Below are 17,621 nucleotides of genomic sequence, written 5' to 3'. Positions count from 1 at the left end.
AACTGTTGCTAACAGTCATCTCAAACCAGAGACACCGAATTAGCCTTTAAGAAACTCCAAAAGCCACTGTGGTCATGCCAGTTAATTTAGCTTAGACCAAGTGTCGGCTCTCCTCTTGCACTAGAGCTGCTGTAGCTTTTAAAATATCTAATGTTAGCGCCCACAGATTCTCGTAAGGCACAATTTCGATTTCCGAAAATGCCTCACCAGGTGGTGGAGCTGCTTGCATCCTTTTCAAGAGGGGCTCGGCTAACCGTTGGGTTTCAAGAGGGTCGAAATCGGACTTTACCGTAATAGCTAGCAATCGGAAAAATAGCTGACTACGTAAGGCTCCGGCCTCCCGCAAATGCCGCTGCTGATACTTACGCAGGCTTTCTAAGCGCAACAGTACCCCATCTAAGTCGCGCTGCCGCAAATAGTACAGAAACTGCAGAATCAATACCGCTACGTTGTAGCCTTGTTTATCACGGCTGTGTGTTGGCACCGTCTGAATAAACGTATTGAAGCTGCGAATACGTAAGGGAGAAGCCTCCGGCCGAATAAACTGCAGGTACACTTCGTACAGGTTCCAGCGCTCCTGAGCAGCATGCCGCTGCTTAGTAAAATACAAGCTTTTTCTGGCTGTTTGCAGCAATTCATGCGCCTGCCCATACTGGCCTGCGTGCAAAGCCAACAACATATATATCTCGAGGAAATACAGCCAGTTATTGGAAGAGTAATGAAAATCCCTCGCGTATTCCTCTGCTAGTTTCAATCCCTTTGCAGCTTGCCTGCTGCGTAAGTGTGCGTACACACTCATGTAATTATTGAAGCGCTTGTCGAATCGAATACGATTGATTTTACCTTCTCCCCAATTTTTGACAGATTCGGCAGTCAACCAGATAAGTTTCTGGTAATTACCGATCAGCTCCTCACGTGCTATTTGCGTGCGATAGAAGTAGAAGAAAGTAATAAACGTGCCTGCTTTTTTATGTAGTTCTTCGAGTTGCTTTAAATGCACTTCAATCTTTCCTAGCATACTGCGCCGTGCTCGTACAGTGTATGCCATCATTGCCTTGACCTCCCAAAAGATTGTGGCAGCTTCTTCTTCCAATACCAGCTTCTGCTGGTTAGCAGCTAATTTTTTGTTGTTGCTCCTAAACTTGGCTGGCTGCTGCATATCAGCATAGATGCTCCGCAATAATTGCCCACACATTACAGCATAATGTGTAAATTCCATGCTTTCAGCTAAGCGCAATGCTTTACGGCCAAGGCGCTCCGCATTGTAGTATTCTCCTTCCCTGTAGAGCGTACTAACTTGATAATATAAGTTCAGGCATTGCTGCTCATACCTGCGTGACAGCTCGTGACGAGGGTCGGTTTCATCAAGGAAAAACAAGTGGTTTAGCATCTTCTGCTGCACCCGTGACTTCAGCTTACGAAAAGCAGTTTTACTAGTAGCATCTGTTTTGCCATACAGCGCCTTGACAATCTGCTGCTGAGACTTGCCTTGTTCATCAACTAGAAAATTAAGCAGAGCCATTTCTTTGTTAGAAGTAGGCTTAGCTGTAAAGTCTAGCAGTGGCAACACTTTTTGGCGGCGATCTGTCACAATTCGAGCCAAATTATTCAACCCATCCATCATAAAATGTGCCCTCAGTATTGAAAATGCCTAAGCGGAGTAGCAAAACTACAAGTAAACCGTAGTCACAATTAACAGCATTTTTTCCTTTACAAATATCATATCCTGCTCTAACCTTTGCACCAGATAAAGTGTGTGTTTTTGGTAGATGTGATGTCACATTCTGAAGTATTATATTCACCTAATTCATAAATTTCATGAGGTGAGAAGCATAGATTAGCTAGAGAGCAAGAGAGGCGGTTAGAATAATTAAAGTTTATATAGATAACATACAAATCACTTTTATACTCTACCTTTCCTTTACGGGAGACTAGGCGTGATACACCTTTGTGTCATTCAACCACTTGACACAACTAATCTCCTACTACTATGCTTTCTTTCATCGCTCTCGCTCTGTTGCAGATTGCTTCTCCTGCTACGACTGCTACTTCAGTTAGCTCAACAGGTGTTCAAACAGCTAGCTTCACTGCTAATGCCGAGCATGGAAGTGGCGGTTGGTCGGGTCTAGCTGCAGCCGAGCACGGTAGCGGCGGCTGGTCGGGCTTTGCCTCGGCAGCTCACGGTAGCGGTGGCTGGTCGGGCCTCACCCTAGCGGACCACGGCAGTGGGGGTTGGTCAGGATTCGCTGCTGTTTACCATGGCAGCGGCGGTTGGTCAGGGTTTGCTGCAGCCGACCATGGCAGCGGTGGCTGGTCTGGCCGTGCACTGGCCGCGCACGGCAGCGGCGGCTGGTCGGGCTTTGCCTCGGCAGCTCACGGTAGCGGTGGCTGGTCGGGCTTTGCTTCAGCTGCTCATGGCAGTGGTGGCTGGTCGGGTCTAGCTGCAGCCGAGCACGGTAGCGGTGGCTGGTCGGGCTTTGCCTCGGCAGCTCACGGTAGCGGTGGCTGGTCGGGCCTCACCCTAGCGGACCACGGCAGTGGGGGTTGGTCAGGATTCGCTGCTGTTTACCATGGCAGCGGCGGTTGGTCAGGGTTTGCTGCAGCCGACCATGGCAGCGGTGGCTGGTCTGGCCGTGCACTGGCCGCGCACGGCAGCGGCGGCTGGTCGGGCTTTGCCTCGGCAGCTCACGGTAGCGGTGGCTGGTCGGGCTTTGCTTCAGCTGCTCATGGCAGTGGTGGCTGGTCAGGATTCGCTGCAGCTGATCACGGTAGCGGCGGCTGGTCAGGTAAACCAGTTTGCGCGTAGCAACCAAGTAGAGAAGTTCGCGCCAGGAATCTTGGCTATCTTGCTGGCTGATCTCGCTAGGCGCTGGTAACTGATGACGCGATACCTACAGAACGTTTTTATATTCCTTCTGCTCAGTAGCTGCGGAGTTGCCGGTTGCACTTCTTCTCTCAAGTCGGAGGCTGTCCGAATTCGATGGTCTACTGACCCGCAAACCTTGGACCCATTGGTGGCTAGCATACCACAGGCTCAAGAAGTTATTAACCTGCTGCATTGCAGCTTGCTTGTAGGTGACCGTAACCAGCGAATCTCCCCGTGGTTGGCCCAAGCCTTGCCTATTGTAAGTAGGCGCGACTCGCTAACTCTGCTTACATACAGCTTGCGGCCAGAAGCTACCTGGGATAATGGCCAGCCCGTATTGGCTCATGACGTAGCCTTCACGCTGAAACTTCTGAATTGCCCAGGGCTGCCTACTGAGTTCGCACGTACCCAATACGGATTCGTTACCGACATAGAGTTAGATGTCAAAGACCCGCGGCGCTTTACGTTGGTATGTCGCACTGCCGCTAGCGGTATCATTTTTTCCTCTGGTGATTTCGCTATCCTACCAGAGTATGCGGTAGATCCGCAGAAGTATTTGCGGGCAGTGTCTCTGTCTCTGCTTCAAACCGATACTGTAGCTGCTTTACGCCAGTACCCTGGCGTGCGTAGCTTCGCACGCCACTACCGCCAAAGCAATTATGGCCAACACCCAGAGCGTCTGCCGGGTTGTGGTCCTTACACCTTGAAGGCATGGGCAAAGGGCCGCTACCTACGGCTACAGCGGAAAGCTAAATGGTGGGCTACAAAACTTACGCCTTCTCCAGCATGGTTGCAAGCTCATGCTTCCCGCCTCGATTATCAAATTATACCCGATAACGCACAGGCCCTACTGGCAATACGTCGTGGCGACATAGACCTCTACCCAATGCCCGCTGCCCGCGACTTCGATCAGTTGCGGCATTCGGCCGATACAACCAAGCTAGCCTTCTATACCACTGATTCCTACGAGATGGTATCAGTTGGCTTCAATACGCAGCGCCCTTTCTTGCGTGATGCTCTCACACGCCGGGCGCTTAGCTTGCTCTTTGACGTACCAGGATTAATACAAGCCACCCAACCCGGGTTGGCTTATCGTAGCGTTGGAATTATCAGGCCTAACGACAAACCTGCTTACAACGACAGTTTATCGTTGGCACCTTTCGACTTACGTCAAGCAGCTAATCTGTTGCGTCAAGCGGGCTGGCAACGCAACTCTGACGGCAGGTGGGTTCGCGGTGCTACAGAAACGCTAGCCTTCAGCATTAGCTATCAAGCCAACGCGCCCGACCACGAGGCAGTAGCCCGTCAGTTTCAAGCCGCTGCAACTCAGCTAGGCATCCCAGTGAAGTTGAACCCTGCTGAAGAACAATTGTATCGGCAACAGCTCATTCAAGGTGATACTGATTTGCACGTTCGTACCACTCGTGGCAATCCGTTCACATATAACTTTATGACAATACTGCATTCCCGTAGTATTGGCCTCAACAATTTCACGCAGTATAGGTCGAAAGTAGCGGACCGATTGATGGAAGCTATTATGCTGGAGCAAAATGAGTCTCGGCGCGTTAAGTTGCTACGGCGGTTTCAGCAACAAATCCAACAAGATTCGCCCCTAGTTGTGCTGTTCTTTATCCGCAACCGGCTAATTGCTTCCAAGCGGCTACGCGGGGTGCAGCCACTTAGAGTTCGGCCTGGCTATGATGCACTTAACCTATCGGTAGCTTTGTTGGGTAAGTAAATAGATGGCGCGCATGATTTTGCGACTGTTGCGGTGGGCATTTACGGTATGGGCACTCGCCTCACTGCTCTTCTTGTTAACTAGCCTGCTGCCTAATGAGCAGCAATTACTAATTCGCCTCTCGGAAACAGCAACCGGAAGCAGAATGCCGTCGTCGGAGCAAGCAGCCGTAGCTCAGCAAGCTGTCAAACAACGGTTAGGGCTGACAGATCCCGTATTCTATCTGTCACCAGCTACTACTAATTCTTCGTTTGGTTGGCGTTGGCAGTGGAATGGCACACATAACCAGTACCATCGATGGCTAAGTGCTTTGCTGCGCGGCAATCTGGGCAAATCTTATCGGACCGGAGAAACCGTTGGTATCACGATTATTGAAGCTATAGCCGTAACAGTGCCACTTACCTACCTGGCAACATTGTGTATTGTTGGTATCTCCATACCGCTAGGAGTTTGGCTAGGGGCACGTTCTAGCTCGCACTGGCTTTATACCGCGCTTTATATGCTAGATGCATTACCACTTTTTGTGGTAGCGCTGCTGTTGTTGTTACTACTCGCCAACCCAGATTACTTTTCTTTTTTTCCAGCGTTTGGCCTTGGCTTCGAGGAAGATGACAGCAGTGGCGCTAGCACACTTCTACGTTACCCTTCATTCATCGTACTTCCACTTAGTAGCCTTGTCTTAAGCGGCCTCACGGAACCTACCCTCCAGTTAGCTGACGCATTGCGCCACGAAGCGCAGCTCGACTACATGCTAACCGCACAAGCCAAAGGGTTGACGAGAAAACAGGCGCTGTGGCGGCATGGATTGCGCAATGCCTTACTGCCAACTCTGACTCTTTTTACGGAGTTGCTTCCCAATTTGCTGGCTGGATCAGTAGTAGTGGAATTTGTATTTGCGTTGCCTGGCCTAGGACGATTAGTAGCCGATGCCGCGGCCGCTCGTGATTATCCTATGCTGCTAGGCGGTGTTTTGTTCGTGCTTGTAGCGCGCCAGCTTACACTCTCTGTAGCCGATTGGCTTTATCAGCTCGCCGACCCGCGCTTACGCATTTCTGCCTCATGATGAGCAGGCTTCATTGGATAAAAGAATGGAGCTGGCAGCAAAAACTGGCTGTCGTCTGGCTTTCCGTGCTATGCTTTGCCGCGGTATTTGCTGATTTGCTACCAGAGTCTTTGCTGATGCCGAGTCTACGGAATAGCAATTTACCTCCCCTCACGCCTGGCTATTGGCTAGGCACCGATCAATTAGGACACGATGTAGCAGCGGCGTTGATTTACGGTGCACGAACTGCACTGTTAGTGAGCTTGCCAGCCGCCGGATTAGCAATTGGTTTGGGTACGGGCGTTGGGTTACTGGTGGGTTATTGGGGCAATACCCAGCTGCGGTTTGCACTAGCTTATTGGGTGGCTAGTAGCTGTGCTATCGTAGCTTTTGCCTTATATGGAACTCGTCAACCAGGAACCACAGCAGTCTGGTGGCCGCTCTTTTTAACAGGGGCAGCTGTTTTGCTCGGCAAAATCTTGCTTCGCTTTCCATTTATGCAGCGCTTGGTAGCGGTGCCGCTAGACTGGCTGATGCAAGCCGCTATAGCCTTGTTGGCAGCTATTCCTCGGCTGTTACTTATCCTAACTGTAGCAGCAGCCTTCGAAGTGACTTCGGTAAGCTTGGTATTGTTACTGGGCTGTACCTCCTGGACGCAATCCGGGCGGCTGGTACGGGCTGAGGTTCGCCGCGTACAGCAGCTGTCATACTTCGAAGCTGCTCGTGCCGCGGGCTTACCTACATGGCACCTAATGCGCTACCACTTATTGCCCAATATCTTACGACCCATTATGACTACCCTGCCGCTTAGCATAGCGGCTTTCATTGTATTGGAAACCACCCTTTCTTTTCTAGGAGTAGGCTTGCCCGCAGAAACTCCAAGCTGGGGCAGACTACTGGCACTCAGCCGCTTTGCTTCCTCTTCTTGGTGGCTTTTTGTATTTCCTATCCTATGCCTTTTAGCGACCACCCTTTCGCTTCGGCAGCTACTGCTCATCAACAAACGCTAGGGCTTTAGCTTGTTCAATGTCACAAATCATGCATCTTTTTACGCGAGATTCGTCACATGATAATGAGCTTCTACTTTATAGTCTCTTATTTATCAAGCAAATACAAAGATTCAACCAATATAATTGTGCTGCTAAGTCACAATTATATTGGCATAAGCACTAGTCACAAATAGTAGCGCTATTTCCTTTACTTCACTTGCGCATGAGCCTAGTTTTGTAATGTGCTTAAGGATAAAACAGCACAGAAAAGCCACTTCTTCTCGCTGTTTGCCTTAGGTACTAATGGCGTCACTATTACTCAAGCGTCGGCAGGGACACGCATTGCGCTACTTGCTTCTGGAGACGGCTGCTCGGCAACGAGTTGCTTCTACCACATTCGGATTTCAAACAATTGATGGGGAAATCGTCCCCTTCGTAACTGGTGAGCTAGCGCTACGTGCTGGAGAAGCAATGTTAGTCGGCGGCCTTTTTGTAGGAACAGTGTTATTGGAATCTAGATAAAGGTGATTTTTATTACGGCTTTCTCTGCTAAGGGAGCGAGAAAGTCAGTGAACAATGTTGCAATAGGTGTGTGAAAACCCCGCTGGCTCTGCTTGCGGGGTTTTTGCGTTTAAAATATGCGTGTCAAGGTAGCATAATATTGTTTAGACCTGAAACACAGTATCATAAAATATTATGGCATTGACTCCCTACTCAGTCTGACGTGCTAGCAAGGCAATACCGTTTTGGAAATCGTGAGGTTGGTAGCCAAATTCCTGCTGCGCTTTCCTGATGATAAAACCTGTACGTGGTGGTCGTTTGGCCGGCTGCGAGAAGGTGCTGCTATCCACCCTTGTAATAAGAGACTTGTCGAGCTGAAAGTAGTCGGCTACTTGCAGTGCCATTTGGTAGGGCGTAAAAAGCTCGCTGCTGCTGATGTGGTAGATACCTGAAGCATTGTGCTTAGCAGCAAGCCAGCAGCCCTGCGCTAGATCCTCGGCCAGAGTAGGCGTTCGGAATTGGTCGTCGACAACTTTTATGGGTTTGTTGGCACGCAGAGAGTCGCGTACCCATAGCACAATGTTGGTGCGCCCATATTCGTGTGCGGTGCCATATACCAGAACGGTACGCACAATGGCCCATGGGGCTTGGCTGGCCTGCACAATTCGCTCGGCAGCAAGTTTGCTCTCTCCATAAAAATTGATGGGAGCCGGTATTGCGTCTTCAGCTAAAGGCCCTTCTTCGCCACTGAAAATAAAATCGGTGCTGACGTGGGTGAGATGAACCCTGTGTGCGGCACAAGTTGCCGCTACGTACTCAACGGCCGTTACATTTTGCTGCCAGCAAGCCTCCTGATTCAGTTCGCATTCATCTACATTCGTCATGGCGGCCGTGTGGATTAGATGCGTAGGCTGCTCCTGCGTTAGTACCTCTTCTACCTGCTGCTGATTGGTTACGTCCAGCGGTACAAAGCGCACATCTGGATAGAGACCAGCAAGTTTGTTGTGGCCACGAGAAGTTGCTATAAGCTCAACCTCGGGCTGTTGCCGCAACAGCGCAACCAGTTTCTGGCCTAACAAGCCGTTGGACCCCGTAATCAGAATGCGCATAACTGTATTACTAGATGGTTACGACTTTACTGGTATTGGTACCCGTACAGCTCCGTGATTTTCTTTTTCTTGACCTTCTCGACTTTCATTGTCATTTTGATGTCGGTGAGAGGCCGGTCTCGTTCATTTTTGGGTTGTGCGGCAATCTTATCCAGCACATCGAGGCCGCTGATTACTTGGCCATACACCGTGTACTGCCCGTCGAGGTGAGGCGTGCCTTGGTGATTTTGCACGAGGAAGAACTGCGAGGAACTACTGGCCCGCTCCGGATTTACAAAGTCGCCTTGGCGGGCGGCCGATACGGCGCCGAATTTGTGCTTGAACTCGGGACGGATTTCGGCCGGAATGGTAGGAGCATCGGGCTGGCCCATGCCGTCGTTGTCAGGGTCAGAATCTTTAGAGTTGGCGTCGCCTCCCTGAATCATAAAGTTTGGGATGACACGGTGAAAGGTGGTGCCGTTGTAGAAGCCGCTTTCGGCTAGCTTCAGGAAATTGGCTTTGTGCTTGGGCGTAGCATCAAAGAGGATGAGTTTGATGTCGCCAAGCGAGGTACTGATAGTAACTAATTGGTCTTTCTTGCTGAATTTGGGGCGTTTGGCAGCGTGCAGATTCGGAGCCAGTAGCAATAAGAGAACAGCGCACAGCAATGCCGAAAAACGAGAAGCTAGATTCATAGTGTGGTAAACGCGAGGAGTTAGTGCGGCGAAATTAAGCTGTTTCGGTGGGTGGCGCCAGAAATTCAGTGTGGAGCAGCTTATACGAGGCGGCTATGTATAGTTGCTCGCTGCCTCCTTTCAAGTTGAAGCGCAAAATTTATCCATCAATTCCCGTCGAAACTGTGGAGTTATCGTATGGTGCGCCATCGGCTATACTCAACGCTTTCGACTTTCATGAACGACACGCTTACCCTTTCAGCAGCACCACAGTCGCATTGGTTTCCGAAGCTACTGCTAGTCCTGTACGCCATAGAATTTATTGCGCTAGGCATCAACCCGGTGGAGCGCGGAACTTGGTGGGCCGAAAACGTGCCTATTTTCCTGATTGTGGTGGCGCTGGTGGTATTGTACCTGCGCGGGGTCCGGTTCTCGAACTTAGCGTACGCTTTGATGAGTGTGCTTGTATTCATGCACACTGTGGGTGGGCATTACACGTTCGAAAAAGTACCTTTTGATTGGTTTAACACCCTATTTGGGTTTAAGCGCAACATGTACGACCGAGTAGCCCACTTTTCGGTGGGCTTCTACGCCTATGCTGTTATCGAGCTGACTGACCACTACGGCACCATTCGCAACCGGGCTATTAGCTACCTGTTTCCGCTCTGCGTTATCGGGACGGTAGCCATGGCTTACGAGCTAATTGAGTGGGTGTACGCCGAAGTAGCCGGTGGCGACGCCGGTGCAGCTTTCCTTGGCAGCCAAGGCGACATTTGGGACGCGCAAAAAGATATGCTGGCCGATACGAGCGGTGCTGTTTTTGCTCTTCTTCTTTATGCTTTGTTCCATCGGCGAAAAGACATATCCGCTTAGTTTTTAGCAAGTTGTTAGGAAGAGGCTTTTACTAAGTCGCTTAAAAGAGAGCCCCTCGTGCCAGCTAGTGCGGCATGAGGGGCTCTCTTCTGAACATTCCTTTTATATGATCTACGCTACAGTGCGAGCCTGACGAATGCTTTCAAGAATCTGTTGGCCGCCACGGGCTAGTATTTTCTCGGCCACTTGTACACCAAGCGCGTCAGCATCGGCTGTGGGAGCTGACTGCACCTCTTCGAGCAGCTGCTCACCGTCGAGGCTGATGAGGCCGCCATGGAGCTGAACGGTGCCAGCAGTGGTGAGCGTTGCCAAGGCGAAAGATGGGATACTACAGCCGCCTTCCATAGTCCGCAGAAATGCCCGCTCCGCTGCTAGGCAGATATGGGTGGGGCCATGGTCGAGAATCCGTTGAAGCTCCAGTTTTAGCTCGGGCTCCATGTTGCGGGCGCACTCAATAGCTACGCTGCCTTGACCGGTAGCGGGCACAAACTGCGTTTCGGGTAGGGTATGACGGATGAGAGCATCATATTCCATGCGGTGTACACCCGCATACGCCAGTACCAGTGCGTCGTATTGCCCTTCTTCCAGCTTGCGGAGGCGGGTTTGGAGGTTGCCGCGGGCCTCAGCGGTGGTTGCGTTAGGCAGAAACCGTTTCAGCATGGCCTTCCGGCGGGTACTACTCGTGCCCAACACCAAACCCGGTTTGTGGAGGTCTAAATCGGTTTGAAAGCTAACTACCACATCGTTCACTTGCTCGCGCTCCATGAATGCCAGCAGTTCCAAGTCGGCGGGGATGCTGCTTTGTACATCTTTGGCGCTATGGACTGCTATATCAACGTGGCCGGTGCGCAAACCGACTTCCAGTTCTTCGGTGAACACCCCTTTCGCTCCAATCTTGTCGAGGGAACGGTCCAGCACCATGTCGCCGGTGGTCGTGATAACAACTATTTCGGTCATGATGCCGGCCTGCTCCAAGCAAGCGGCTACGTGGTTGGCTTGCCACAGAGCCAGTCTGCTGCCTCGGGTGCCAATGCGAACGGTCTTTTTCAAGGGTACGAATCCAGTAGTTAAAAAATACACCGGGGCTACAACCGTAGCGTCAGGTTATTCAACTTGCCAATTGTCTTGAACAGCAAACTTGGAAATAGATTCCTTTGCCGTTCCAGATTTGGTGAAGCTGTTTCAATCTCCGACTTTGTGGCTTGCAAAGATACAGCTACCTATCTGCAGCTACTAACTATAGCCTGTTTAGCACTAACTATAGCTTTTTAGCAAGATGTATTTATTGCGTTTCTAGCCTTTAGGCCGCGTTTTTCAACAGTTCAGCCACCCGTAACGACACATCCACGAACACCATGCGCGGGTTAGCATTGCGCTCTATATGGTAATGCGCATCGTTTAGCTCACGGGTAAGGGGGTCAGCGTTTCGGGGCGTGACGAAGCGGCTGAACCCATTGACAAACTGCTGCTCTGCAGCAGGCAAGTGAGGCACCAGCTGTGGGTCGAGACCGTAAAGCAGCACTTTGCGCAAAAGCACCAATGCGAACTGCATAAACTCCTTTTGGTTTTCGCGGCCTAGTTTCTGAAAGTCGTCGCTGGTGGTCAGCATTTCGCTCACGTTGTTGCTGTAGCAGAGGCGCATCCATCTCACAAACAGCGTGAAATAATCGTGGTCGGCAGTGGCTGCGTTTTGAGCGGCTAAGGCGGCACCGGGGTTGCCTTCCGACAGTTGCGCTAACTGCCGTGCTTTCACCTCTGGCACCTCGTGCGCCGTGTGCAGCCAATCGGTTAGCTCGTTTTCCGAAAGTGGGCGCACAACCACGGGCTGTACTCGACTAATGATGGTGGGCAGCAACTGCTCGGGCGCATAACTCACCAACAAGAACACGGTAGCCGGTGGCGGCTCTTCTAGCAGCTTCAGCACCGCGTTTGCAGCCGCAGGGTGCATCAGTTCTGGCAGCCAGATAACAACAATCTTGAACTTCGCTTCGAAAGCCTTTAGCGACACCAACTTCAACAGTTGCAGGCTTTCCTCTTTGGAGATGCTGCCTTGCTTGTTTTCAGCCCCAATGTGCTGCATCCAGTCGTTGAGACCTTGGTAGGGATTGGCGAGCACGAAACTGCGCCATTCAGCCATGAACTTGCTGCTAACAGCATCTTTGGCTACGGCCTTGGTGGTCGTGACGGGTACGATGAAATTCAGGTCAGGATGTACCAGCTTGTCAATTTTCTGGCAGCTCGGGCAGTGCCCACACGAATCCTCATCTTCAGCGCCGCGCTGCTCACAGTTCAGGAACGTGCTATACGCCAGGGCCAAAGCCAACGCGCCTGATCCTTCGGCCCCACGGAACAGCTGCGCGTGCGCCACGTGGTTGCGCCGCACCGACTGCACCAATACTTGCTTGACCTGTTGCTGACCGGGTATATCAGAAAAGCGCATACGTTGTTGAATGACGAACAAAGAAAGGAAAATGCGCACTAGACAGGGCAACGACTTTGGTGGAAATCATTGCCCTGTTAGTTTCTTATTCCTCGTTTCTAACTGCTTTCTCCCACACCCGGTCTTTAGCCGTAGCCTCGAATACGTGTTGCATAATAGACTGCTCCACGGCATCGTACTCAAGCTGCCGACGGGCCATGACACGCTCTGCTACCTCCGTTACCTTCGGCAGCTTAAAGGTTTCGAAGCCAGCGGCCCCGCCCCAGCTGAAGCTCGGAATAAAGGTACGCGGGAAGCCCGCCCCGAAAATATTGGCTGCCACCCCCACTACCGTACCCGTATTAAACATGGTATTAATACCACATTTGCTGTGGTCACCCATCATGAGGCCACAAAATTGCTGGCCGGTATTCACGAAGCGGCCCGCTGCGTGGCTCCAGATTTTGACGGGCGCATAGTTGTTTTTCAGGTTCGAAGTATTGGTATCGGCGCCTAGATTGCACCACTCGCCGATAACGGAGTTGCCCAGGTAGCCTTCGTGGCCCTTGTTGCTATAGGCGAAGAAAATGCTGTTGGCAACTTCGCCCCCCACTTTGCAATAGGGACCTACGCAGTTGTCGCCGCGCATTTTAGCGCCAGGGTTGATGTGAGATTGTTCACCTAGCGCGAATGGGCCTCTGATGATGGCTCCCTCATGAATTTGCGAATCCTTGCCTAAATAAATCGGGCCATTCTCGGCATTTAGAATAGCCGCCCGAATCTTGACCCCAGGCTCGATAAAGATATTTTCCGGAGCATACACAATGGTGTGCGCATCCCCCACCGGCTCCGACTGCCGACCTTTGGTTAGCAAGTCGAAGTCGCGGCGAATTTCGGCGCCGTTATACAGAAAGAGGTGCCATACCTGCTCAATGATGGTAACTGGCTCCACGACTTCATGTGTTTTCTGAAATCCGTCCTGAATTAGCTCTGCCACCTGCGACGCATCGGCTAAGTGAGCTGCTACCAATAGTTGGCCGCTGTATAGCGCCTCCCCAGCTTGCAAGCGCTGCACTTGCTGCACCAGCGTGTCGTCGGGGCAAATGGCGCCGTTGATTACCAGGGCTGGCCCTTGGGTGGGGCCAGCTGGGTATTTCGCTTGCAAATAAAATTCTGTGAGATAGCCAATAGGTAACTGCAACCGATGCTGCCATTTTTCAGCCAGCGTGAGAATACCGCAGCGCAGGCCCGCTATGGGCCGCGTAAACGTGAAAGGCAGCAAGTGCGGCCGGATGGCCGGATCGTCGAAAAGCAGAACGTGCATTATGGGAATTCCTGATTTTAATAGCAAAATGTAGCGCTAAGGATCGGCTTTAGGCCGTTACGCGTAGCAAACCTTGATTCGGGTGCAAATAAAAACTCCTGCCAGACAAAGCCGGCAGGAGTTATAGTAAGACCACCCATTCGGGCCAGCAGACTGGCAGCGCCGAAACAAGCAGTTATTTTTTCTGGTAGCGATTGCGGAATTTCTCTACGCGGCCAGCCGTGTCGAGAAGCACGTTTTTACCGGTGTAGAAAGGGTGCGACTCGCTGCTTACCTCCACCTTGATGACGGGGTAGGTCTTGCCGTCTTCCATCGTGACGGTCTCGTTGGAGTTCATCGTCGAGCGAGTGACGAATTTAAATCCGCTCGAAGTGTCCTGAAACACGACTTCGCGATACTCGGGGTGAATGTTCTTTTTCATGGTCGAAATGCCGTTTGTACCTGGTTGCCTGCCGATTTTGCGGAAGGGACTGCAAAAGTACAAGTTACGCTCAACTTTCAAAAGCTCTATGTGTCTTTTCTGCGTTTGCTGACGCTAGAAGCACATGCTATTGTAAATTCTTTATTTTTGACGTCGTTACTTATGCTATTTACTGCTTATTGATCTTCACTTTATTGTTTGCCCATGCTCCAAAAAGCTAGTGTTTCGCTGTTTTTACTTGTGCTGTTGGGGGTTTCACTGGCTTTTGGCGCAACCGTAACGCTCTTCCAAGCCAACTACGACAACTCCACTGTGCATGTGGTTCGGGAGGTAGCCAACGAAAGCGGCGTGCAGAATTATGACCTTTACCGCAAAGCCAACAACGAACCGACTTTCACTAAGCTTATTACCATCTCACCGTCCGGACAATCTCGCTATCAATATGTTGATGCCGCCGTGTACCGCGGATCAGCCAACAGTTTTGGCAGTTTGGGCAGCCCCTTCACTTACCGGCTCATGGTGCGCACCACTACCGATGACCAAAGCTACAACAGCACGCCAGGCCAGACACCAAGTGCCATTCAACGCTCTTGGGGAAGCATCAAATCGATGTTTCGGTAACGGGATGATTGGCTGAAATGCTCGATGAATGTTTATTCTTGCTCTCTAATAGCCGGCTCGTCCGGCTTTTTTGTGCTTTGGTTCTTCTTTAGCACCTCACTCAACAATTCAACTCATGCGTCTTTGCTTTGCTTCAAACAACTCACACAAGCTTGATGAAATACGGCCTCTGCTACCGGCAGGCACGGAATTGTTGAGTTTAGCTGACATCGGCTGCCAGGAGGAGTTGCCCGAAACGCAGGACACGCTGGCCGGTAATGCCCGGCAGAAGGCGCTTTATGTATGGGAGCATTATGGGGTTCCGTGCTTCGCCGACGATACTGGCTTGGAAGTTACAGCCTTGCACGGGGCACCCGGTGTGTATTCGGCCCGCTATGCTGGCCCGCAACGGTTAGCGGCCGACAACGTGGCGAAGCTGCTGCAAGAATTGCAAGGTCATTCCGACCGTTCGGCGCAGTTCAAGACCGTAGTCGCGCTGGTATTGCCGGACGGCACCGTGCACGAGTTTGCGGGGGTAGTGGACGGAAGTATCACGGAAAGCCCGAGCGGCGGCGGCGGCTTCGGCTACGACCCGGTGTTTCGCCCCCTGGAAAGTGACGGCCGGACGTTTGCCGAAATGACCACCGACGAAAAGAATCAGATAAGCCACCGTGCACGCGCAGTGGCGGGCCTAGTAGCCTTTTTAAACCAAGCAACTTTTTGAGCGAAACGGCAGAGCAGAAGATTGATTAACAGCCGTTTTACCAAGCGCAAGTCTTATACTTGAACAGGCTTTGTGGAAGACCGATAACCCTTGTTGAGGAGGCTGAGCGGAAAATTATCCGTCTTAGAGAGTAAGCTGCTGAGTCCTCAAGGCTCGAATTCATTACTTTTGCAGGGTTGGCCCCGCCGGTACGGGCCACTTATTCGCCTCATGCAACATCCTTTCATCGTCGGCATCACGGGCGGTAGCGCCTCGGGCAAGACCACTTTTCTGCGCCGGCTGCTGGCCTCGTTTCCCGAAGAGGAAATCTGCCTGATTTCGCAGGACAACTATTACCATCCGCGCGAAAGCCAGCAGGTTGATGCGCAAGGCGTCACCAATTTCGACCTTCCTTCCAGCATCGACTCGACCGCCTACGCGGCGGATGTGCTACGCATTAGCCAAGGCCTGCCTGTGCGCCGGCTAGAGTATACCTTCAATAACCCCAACGCTACGCCCAAGGAGCTGGTGTTTCAGCCCGCCCCCATTGTGGTAGTGGAGGGCATCTTTGTTTTCTACTTCGAGGAAGTAGCGAAACTGCTCGACCTCAAGGTGTACATTGATGCCGAGGAGCACGTGAAACTGCAGCGCCGGATCGTGCGCGACCGGGACGAGCGGGGCTACGACCTAGAGGATGTGCTGTACCGCTACACCAACCACGTAGCGCCCACCTACGAGAAATACATTAAGCCCTTCAAGCAAGATGCCGACATCGTCATCCCTAACAACCGGCACTTCGACCGGGGCTTGGAGGTGCTGGTGTCGTTCCTACAGTCGAAGATTACAAAGTAGTTTTCCGGCCGGCAGTCTTTGTGCGTTTTCAGAAAAACCACAAAGGATGCTTTGGGTCAATGCGCTTTTGCTGGCTTAGGTGTTGAGCGGCAGTACCTACCTGTTCGGCAGAATGTGCGTTTATCAGTAGTAGCGGACCGTTGAGACCTATAGTAGACAGCACAAAACTCTTCTCGGGCCGCAACCGGTGTGGGCGTAAGGCAGGCAACTGCTGACGGAGATAGGCAAGAGTCTCGGCGTGGTGGTTGGTTATGATGATAACGGGTGTATAGCTACCCGTTTGCGCAACTTTCAGTGCGGCCTCGCCCTTCATTATAGGAGCGGCGGTCATACTTAAAGTACTGTTGAAGGTCTCCCGGAAAGGAATCAGCGTTAGGTCAGGGTCGTCGGAATCGGTCCAGTAGAGCACCCGCCGAAAGAGGTTGGTATAATCGATAGTGGCAGTGGGAAAAGTAGCATCGAACGTCGCAATGGCACTAGCAGCAAATAGGCTGTCGATGGCACGCCCAGTGTCGATATAGCGCTCAACCAGCGGGTACATGGCCTTGGCGTACCGGTTGATGTAGTCGTCGTTGTACCAGTTATCAGTTTCTGTCTGGCCGGTTTGCTGCTTGTAAATCCACTCGCCAGCGGCTGTAGCCAAGCCTTCTTCCATCAGGTAGTAAGCGTATTTGCGGTTCGGGGATTTGTTGTTGGCGTACCACCTGTCGAGGTTTTGCTGCAAAGCAAGCCGCTGCTGCACGGACAGCGAATGGCTCATTTCGTGAAACATGAGGGCACTGGCAAACACAAAGTCGCGGGAGGCGGGGTAGCAGCTCAGCAGCACAGTATTGTTGGCCACAGTGGCCCGGGTGGAAAAGAAGCGCCCTTGGCCGGGCAGAGGATTGAGCATGATGCGATACGGCAGTTCATCGGGCCAGACACTGCCGTAGAAGGTGCGCAACCGGACGAAATGCTGCAGTAGCTTTTTGTCTCGCAGGAAGTCGGCGTAGGCTGTCTTCACCTTTTGGAGCTCTGCCTGGTATGGCTGCCACAGCAAAGCCTCGAAAGCCGGATCTAATTGCTGCTGCACTTGGCGTAGGTCTTCCAACACCTCGTTTGGCAAAATGCCTACTGCGCGGCGCTGCAGGTCGGCAAGACTTTCTGCCTCGGCACTAGCCGTCAGATAAAGCCCCCAACTATTGCCCAAGCTACCTAGCCGCTCCGATGGATAACCGGTTCGTGTGTACGTAACGTCTTTGTCGAGTTGATTGTAGCGCCGTAGAGTTTGCTGTACGGCGGGGGTGTTAAAAGCACTTTGCTCGAATGCCTTGCGCGTAGCAGCGTCGCCGTCGCCTGCAATAGATTCTACAAACCGTACCAAACAGTGCGTGCGGTTCACTTCTACCGTGGCCTCAATGGCGGAGCTAGACTGCGCAACACCCCAAAATGTTGTTAGAAGCAGCGCAAGTAGAAATAAGGCTTTTCTCATACTAGTAAGTAGACCAATAGGAACTCGGCTATATATTTTCTCTGAAAAGGATTATTTCTG

Annotated in this window: 17 protein-coding genes; 9 read left to right on the top strand and 8 right to left on the bottom strand. The window is 51.8% G+C overall.

Annotated features, from left to right (window positions below):
- Nucleotides 1-91: 91 nt before the first annotated feature.
- Nucleotides 92-1,624, bottom strand: a complete 1,533-nt coding sequence (locus tag P1X16_RS17985; protein WP_277231730.1) for a hypothetical protein — start codon at nucleotides 1,622-1,624, stop codon at nucleotides 92-94.
- A gap of 634 nt (nucleotides 1,625-2,258) precedes the next feature.
- Between P1X16_RS17985 and P1X16_RS17980 the strand changes: the two genes are divergently transcribed.
- The 5 genes from P1X16_RS17980 to P1X16_RS17960 all read left to right on the top strand — a co-directional run bounded on the left by P1X16_RS17980 (nucleotide 2,259) and on the right by P1X16_RS17960 (nucleotide 6,656).
- Nucleotides 2,259-2,441, top strand: a complete 183-nt coding sequence (locus P1X16_RS17980; RefSeq protein WP_277231729.1) for a hypothetical protein — start codon at nucleotides 2,259-2,261, stop codon at nucleotides 2,439-2,441.
- Between the two features lie 129 nt (nucleotides 2,442-2,570).
- Nucleotides 2,571-2,876 carry a hypothetical protein gene (locus tag P1X16_RS17975; RefSeq protein ID WP_277231725.1) on the top strand — a complete coding sequence of 102 codons (306 nt, stop codon included), beginning with the start codon at nucleotides 2,571-2,573 and terminating at the stop codon, nucleotides 2,874-2,876.
- A gap of 3 nt (nucleotides 2,877-2,879) precedes the next feature.
- Nucleotides 2,880-4,604 (top strand): ABC transporter substrate-binding protein, encoded by a 1,725-nt coding sequence (locus tag P1X16_RS17970; protein ID WP_277231722.1) that lies wholly within the window; start codon nucleotides 2,880-2,882, stop codon nucleotides 4,602-4,604.
- A gap of 4 nt (nucleotides 4,605-4,608) precedes the next feature.
- On the top strand, nucleotides 4,609-5,667 hold the full coding sequence (locus P1X16_RS17965; RefSeq protein ID WP_346771254.1) for an ABC transporter permease: 1,059 nt from the start codon (nucleotides 4,609-4,611) through the stop codon (nucleotides 5,665-5,667).
- Between the two features lie 458 nt (nucleotides 5,668-6,125).
- Nucleotides 6,126-6,656 (top strand): ABC transporter permease subunit, encoded by a 531-nt coding sequence (locus tag P1X16_RS17960; protein WP_277231717.1) that lies wholly within the window; start codon nucleotides 6,126-6,128, stop codon nucleotides 6,654-6,656.
- A gap of 689 nt (nucleotides 6,657-7,345) precedes the next feature.
- Here P1X16_RS17960 and P1X16_RS17955 read toward each other — a convergent pair.
- Nucleotides 7,346-8,245, bottom strand: coding sequence for an SDR family oxidoreductase (locus P1X16_RS17955; protein ID WP_277231715.1), 900 nt, complete (start codon nucleotides 8,243-8,245; stop codon nucleotides 7,346-7,348).
- Between the two features lie 26 nt (nucleotides 8,246-8,271).
- Nucleotides 8,272-8,919: a peptidylprolyl isomerase gene (locus P1X16_RS17950; RefSeq protein ID WP_277231712.1), complete on the bottom strand. Its 648-nt coding sequence runs from the start codon at nucleotides 8,917-8,919 to the stop codon at nucleotides 8,272-8,274.
- A gap of 216 nt (nucleotides 8,920-9,135) precedes the next feature.
- On the opposite strand from P1X16_RS17950, the gene P1X16_RS17945 reads away from it, so the two are divergent.
- Nucleotides 9,136-9,771 (top strand): DUF2238 domain-containing protein, encoded by a 636-nt coding sequence (locus P1X16_RS17945; protein ID WP_277231710.1) that lies wholly within the window; start codon nucleotides 9,136-9,138, stop codon nucleotides 9,769-9,771.
- Nucleotides 9,772-9,882: 111 nt separating this feature from the next.
- On the opposite strand, the gene hemC is transcribed toward P1X16_RS17945, so the two are convergent.
- From hemC to P1X16_RS17925, 4 genes are all read right to left on the bottom strand, one after another.
- Nucleotides 9,883-10,821, bottom strand: a complete 939-nt coding sequence (gene hemC, locus P1X16_RS17940; RefSeq protein ID WP_277231708.1) for a hydroxymethylbilane synthase — start codon at nucleotides 10,819-10,821, stop codon at nucleotides 9,883-9,885.
- Nucleotides 10,822-11,071: 250 nt separating this feature from the next.
- Complete coding sequence (locus P1X16_RS17935) at nucleotides 11,072-12,211, bottom strand: DNA polymerase III subunit delta (protein WP_277231706.1); 1,140 nt, start codon at nucleotides 12,209-12,211, stop codon at nucleotides 11,072-11,074.
- 85 nt (nucleotides 12,212-12,296) lie between these two features.
- Nucleotides 12,297-13,514, bottom strand: coding sequence for a GlmU family protein (locus P1X16_RS17930; RefSeq protein ID WP_277231705.1), 1,218 nt, complete (start codon nucleotides 13,512-13,514; stop codon nucleotides 12,297-12,299).
- 175 nt (nucleotides 13,515-13,689) lie between these two features.
- Entirely contained in the window at nucleotides 13,690-13,935 is a 246-nt protein-coding gene (locus P1X16_RS17925) for a type B 50S ribosomal protein L31 (protein WP_277231703.1), read from the bottom strand.
- A gap of 204 nt (nucleotides 13,936-14,139) precedes the next feature.
- Here P1X16_RS17925 and P1X16_RS17920 point away from each other — a divergent pair, with 204 nt between their 5' ends.
- The 3 genes from P1X16_RS17920 to P1X16_RS17910 all read left to right on the top strand — a co-directional run bounded on the left by P1X16_RS17920 (nucleotide 14,140) and on the right by P1X16_RS17910 (nucleotide 16,090).
- Nucleotides 14,140-14,556, top strand: coding sequence for a hypothetical protein (locus P1X16_RS17920; protein ID WP_277231701.1), 417 nt, complete (start codon nucleotides 14,140-14,142; stop codon nucleotides 14,554-14,556).
- A 115-nt stretch (nucleotides 14,557-14,671) separates the two neighbouring features.
- The gene (gene rdgB, locus P1X16_RS17915; protein ID WP_277231698.1) at nucleotides 14,672-15,259 is read left to right on the top strand and encodes an RdgB/HAM1 family non-canonical purine NTP pyrophosphatase; all 588 of its coding nucleotides are present in this window, start codon (nucleotides 14,672-14,674) and stop codon (nucleotides 15,257-15,259) included.
- Nucleotides 15,260-15,469: 210 nt separating this feature from the next.
- Nucleotides 15,470-16,090, top strand: coding sequence for a uridine-cytidine kinase (locus P1X16_RS17910; protein ID WP_277231697.1), 621 nt, complete (start codon nucleotides 15,470-15,472; stop codon nucleotides 16,088-16,090).
- 28 nt (nucleotides 16,091-16,118) lie between these two features.
- On the opposite strand, the gene P1X16_RS17905 is transcribed toward P1X16_RS17910, so the two are convergent.
- On the bottom strand, nucleotides 16,119-17,561 hold the full coding sequence (locus tag P1X16_RS17905) for a hypothetical protein (RefSeq protein ID WP_277231696.1): 1,443 nt from the start codon (nucleotides 17,559-17,561) through the stop codon (nucleotides 16,119-16,121).
- Nucleotides 17,562-17,621: the final 60 nt, after the last annotated feature.

The sequence above is a fragment of the Hymenobacter sp. YC55 genome (assembly GCF_029433095.1).
GTDB lineage: Bacteria > Bacteroidota > Bacteroidia > Cytophagales > Hymenobacteraceae > Hymenobacter.
Note: the sequence above shows the minus strand (reverse complement) of the source record. Positions and strands in the feature narration are given on the sequence as shown.

Excerpts from the sequence above, each read along its gene's own strand:
- P1X16_RS17985 (WP_277231730.1), bottom strand. The coding sequence starts at position 1,624 with ATGATGGATGGGTTGAATAATTTGGCTCGAATTGTGACAGATCGCCGC.
- P1X16_RS17910 (WP_277231697.1), top strand. The coding sequence starts at position 15,470 with ATGCAACATCCTTTCATCGTCGGCATCACGGGCGGTAGCGCCTCGGGC.
- P1X16_RS17920 (WP_277231701.1), top strand. The coding sequence starts at position 14,140 with ATGCTCCAAAAAGCTAGTGTTTCGCTGTTTTTACTTGTGCTGTTGGGG.
- P1X16_RS17975 (WP_277231725.1), top strand. The coding sequence starts at position 2,571 with ATGGCAGCGGCGGTTGGTCAGGGTTTGCTGCAGCCGACCATGGCAGCG.
- P1X16_RS17925 (WP_277231703.1), bottom strand. The coding sequence starts at position 13,935 with ATGAAAAAGAACATTCACCCCGAGTATCGCGAAGTCGTGTTTCAGGAC.
- P1X16_RS17935 (WP_277231706.1), bottom strand. The coding sequence starts at position 12,211 with ATGCGCTTTTCTGATATACCCGGTCAGCAACAGGTCAAGCAAGTATTG.
- P1X16_RS17905 (WP_277231696.1), bottom strand. The coding sequence starts at position 17,561 with ATGAGAAAAGCCTTATTTCTACTTGCGCTGCTTCTAACAACATTTTGG.
- P1X16_RS17930 (WP_277231705.1), bottom strand. The coding sequence starts at position 13,514 with ATGCACGTTCTGCTTTTCGACGATCCGGCCATCCGGCCGCACTTGCTG.
- rdgB (WP_277231698.1), top strand. The coding sequence starts at position 14,672 with ATGCGTCTTTGCTTTGCTTCAAACAACTCACACAAGCTTGATGAAATA.
- P1X16_RS17950 (WP_277231712.1), bottom strand. The coding sequence starts at position 8,919 with ATGAATCTAGCTTCTCGTTTTTCGGCATTGCTGTGCGCTGTTCTCTTA.
- P1X16_RS17980 (WP_277231729.1), top strand. The coding sequence starts at position 2,259 with ATGGCAGCGGCGGTTGGTCAGGGTTTGCTGCAGCCGACCATGGCAGCG.
- P1X16_RS17945 (WP_277231710.1), top strand. The coding sequence starts at position 9,136 with ATGAACGACACGCTTACCCTTTCAGCAGCACCACAGTCGCATTGGTTT.
- P1X16_RS17965 (WP_346771254.1), top strand. The coding sequence starts at position 4,609 with ATGGCGCGCATGATTTTGCGACTGTTGCGGTGGGCATTTACGGTATGG.
- P1X16_RS17955 (WP_277231715.1), bottom strand. The coding sequence starts at position 8,245 with ATGCGCATTCTGATTACGGGGTCCAACGGCTTGTTAGGCCAGAAACTG.
- P1X16_RS17970 (WP_277231722.1), top strand. The coding sequence starts at position 2,880 with ATGACGCGATACCTACAGAACGTTTTTATATTCCTTCTGCTCAGTAGC.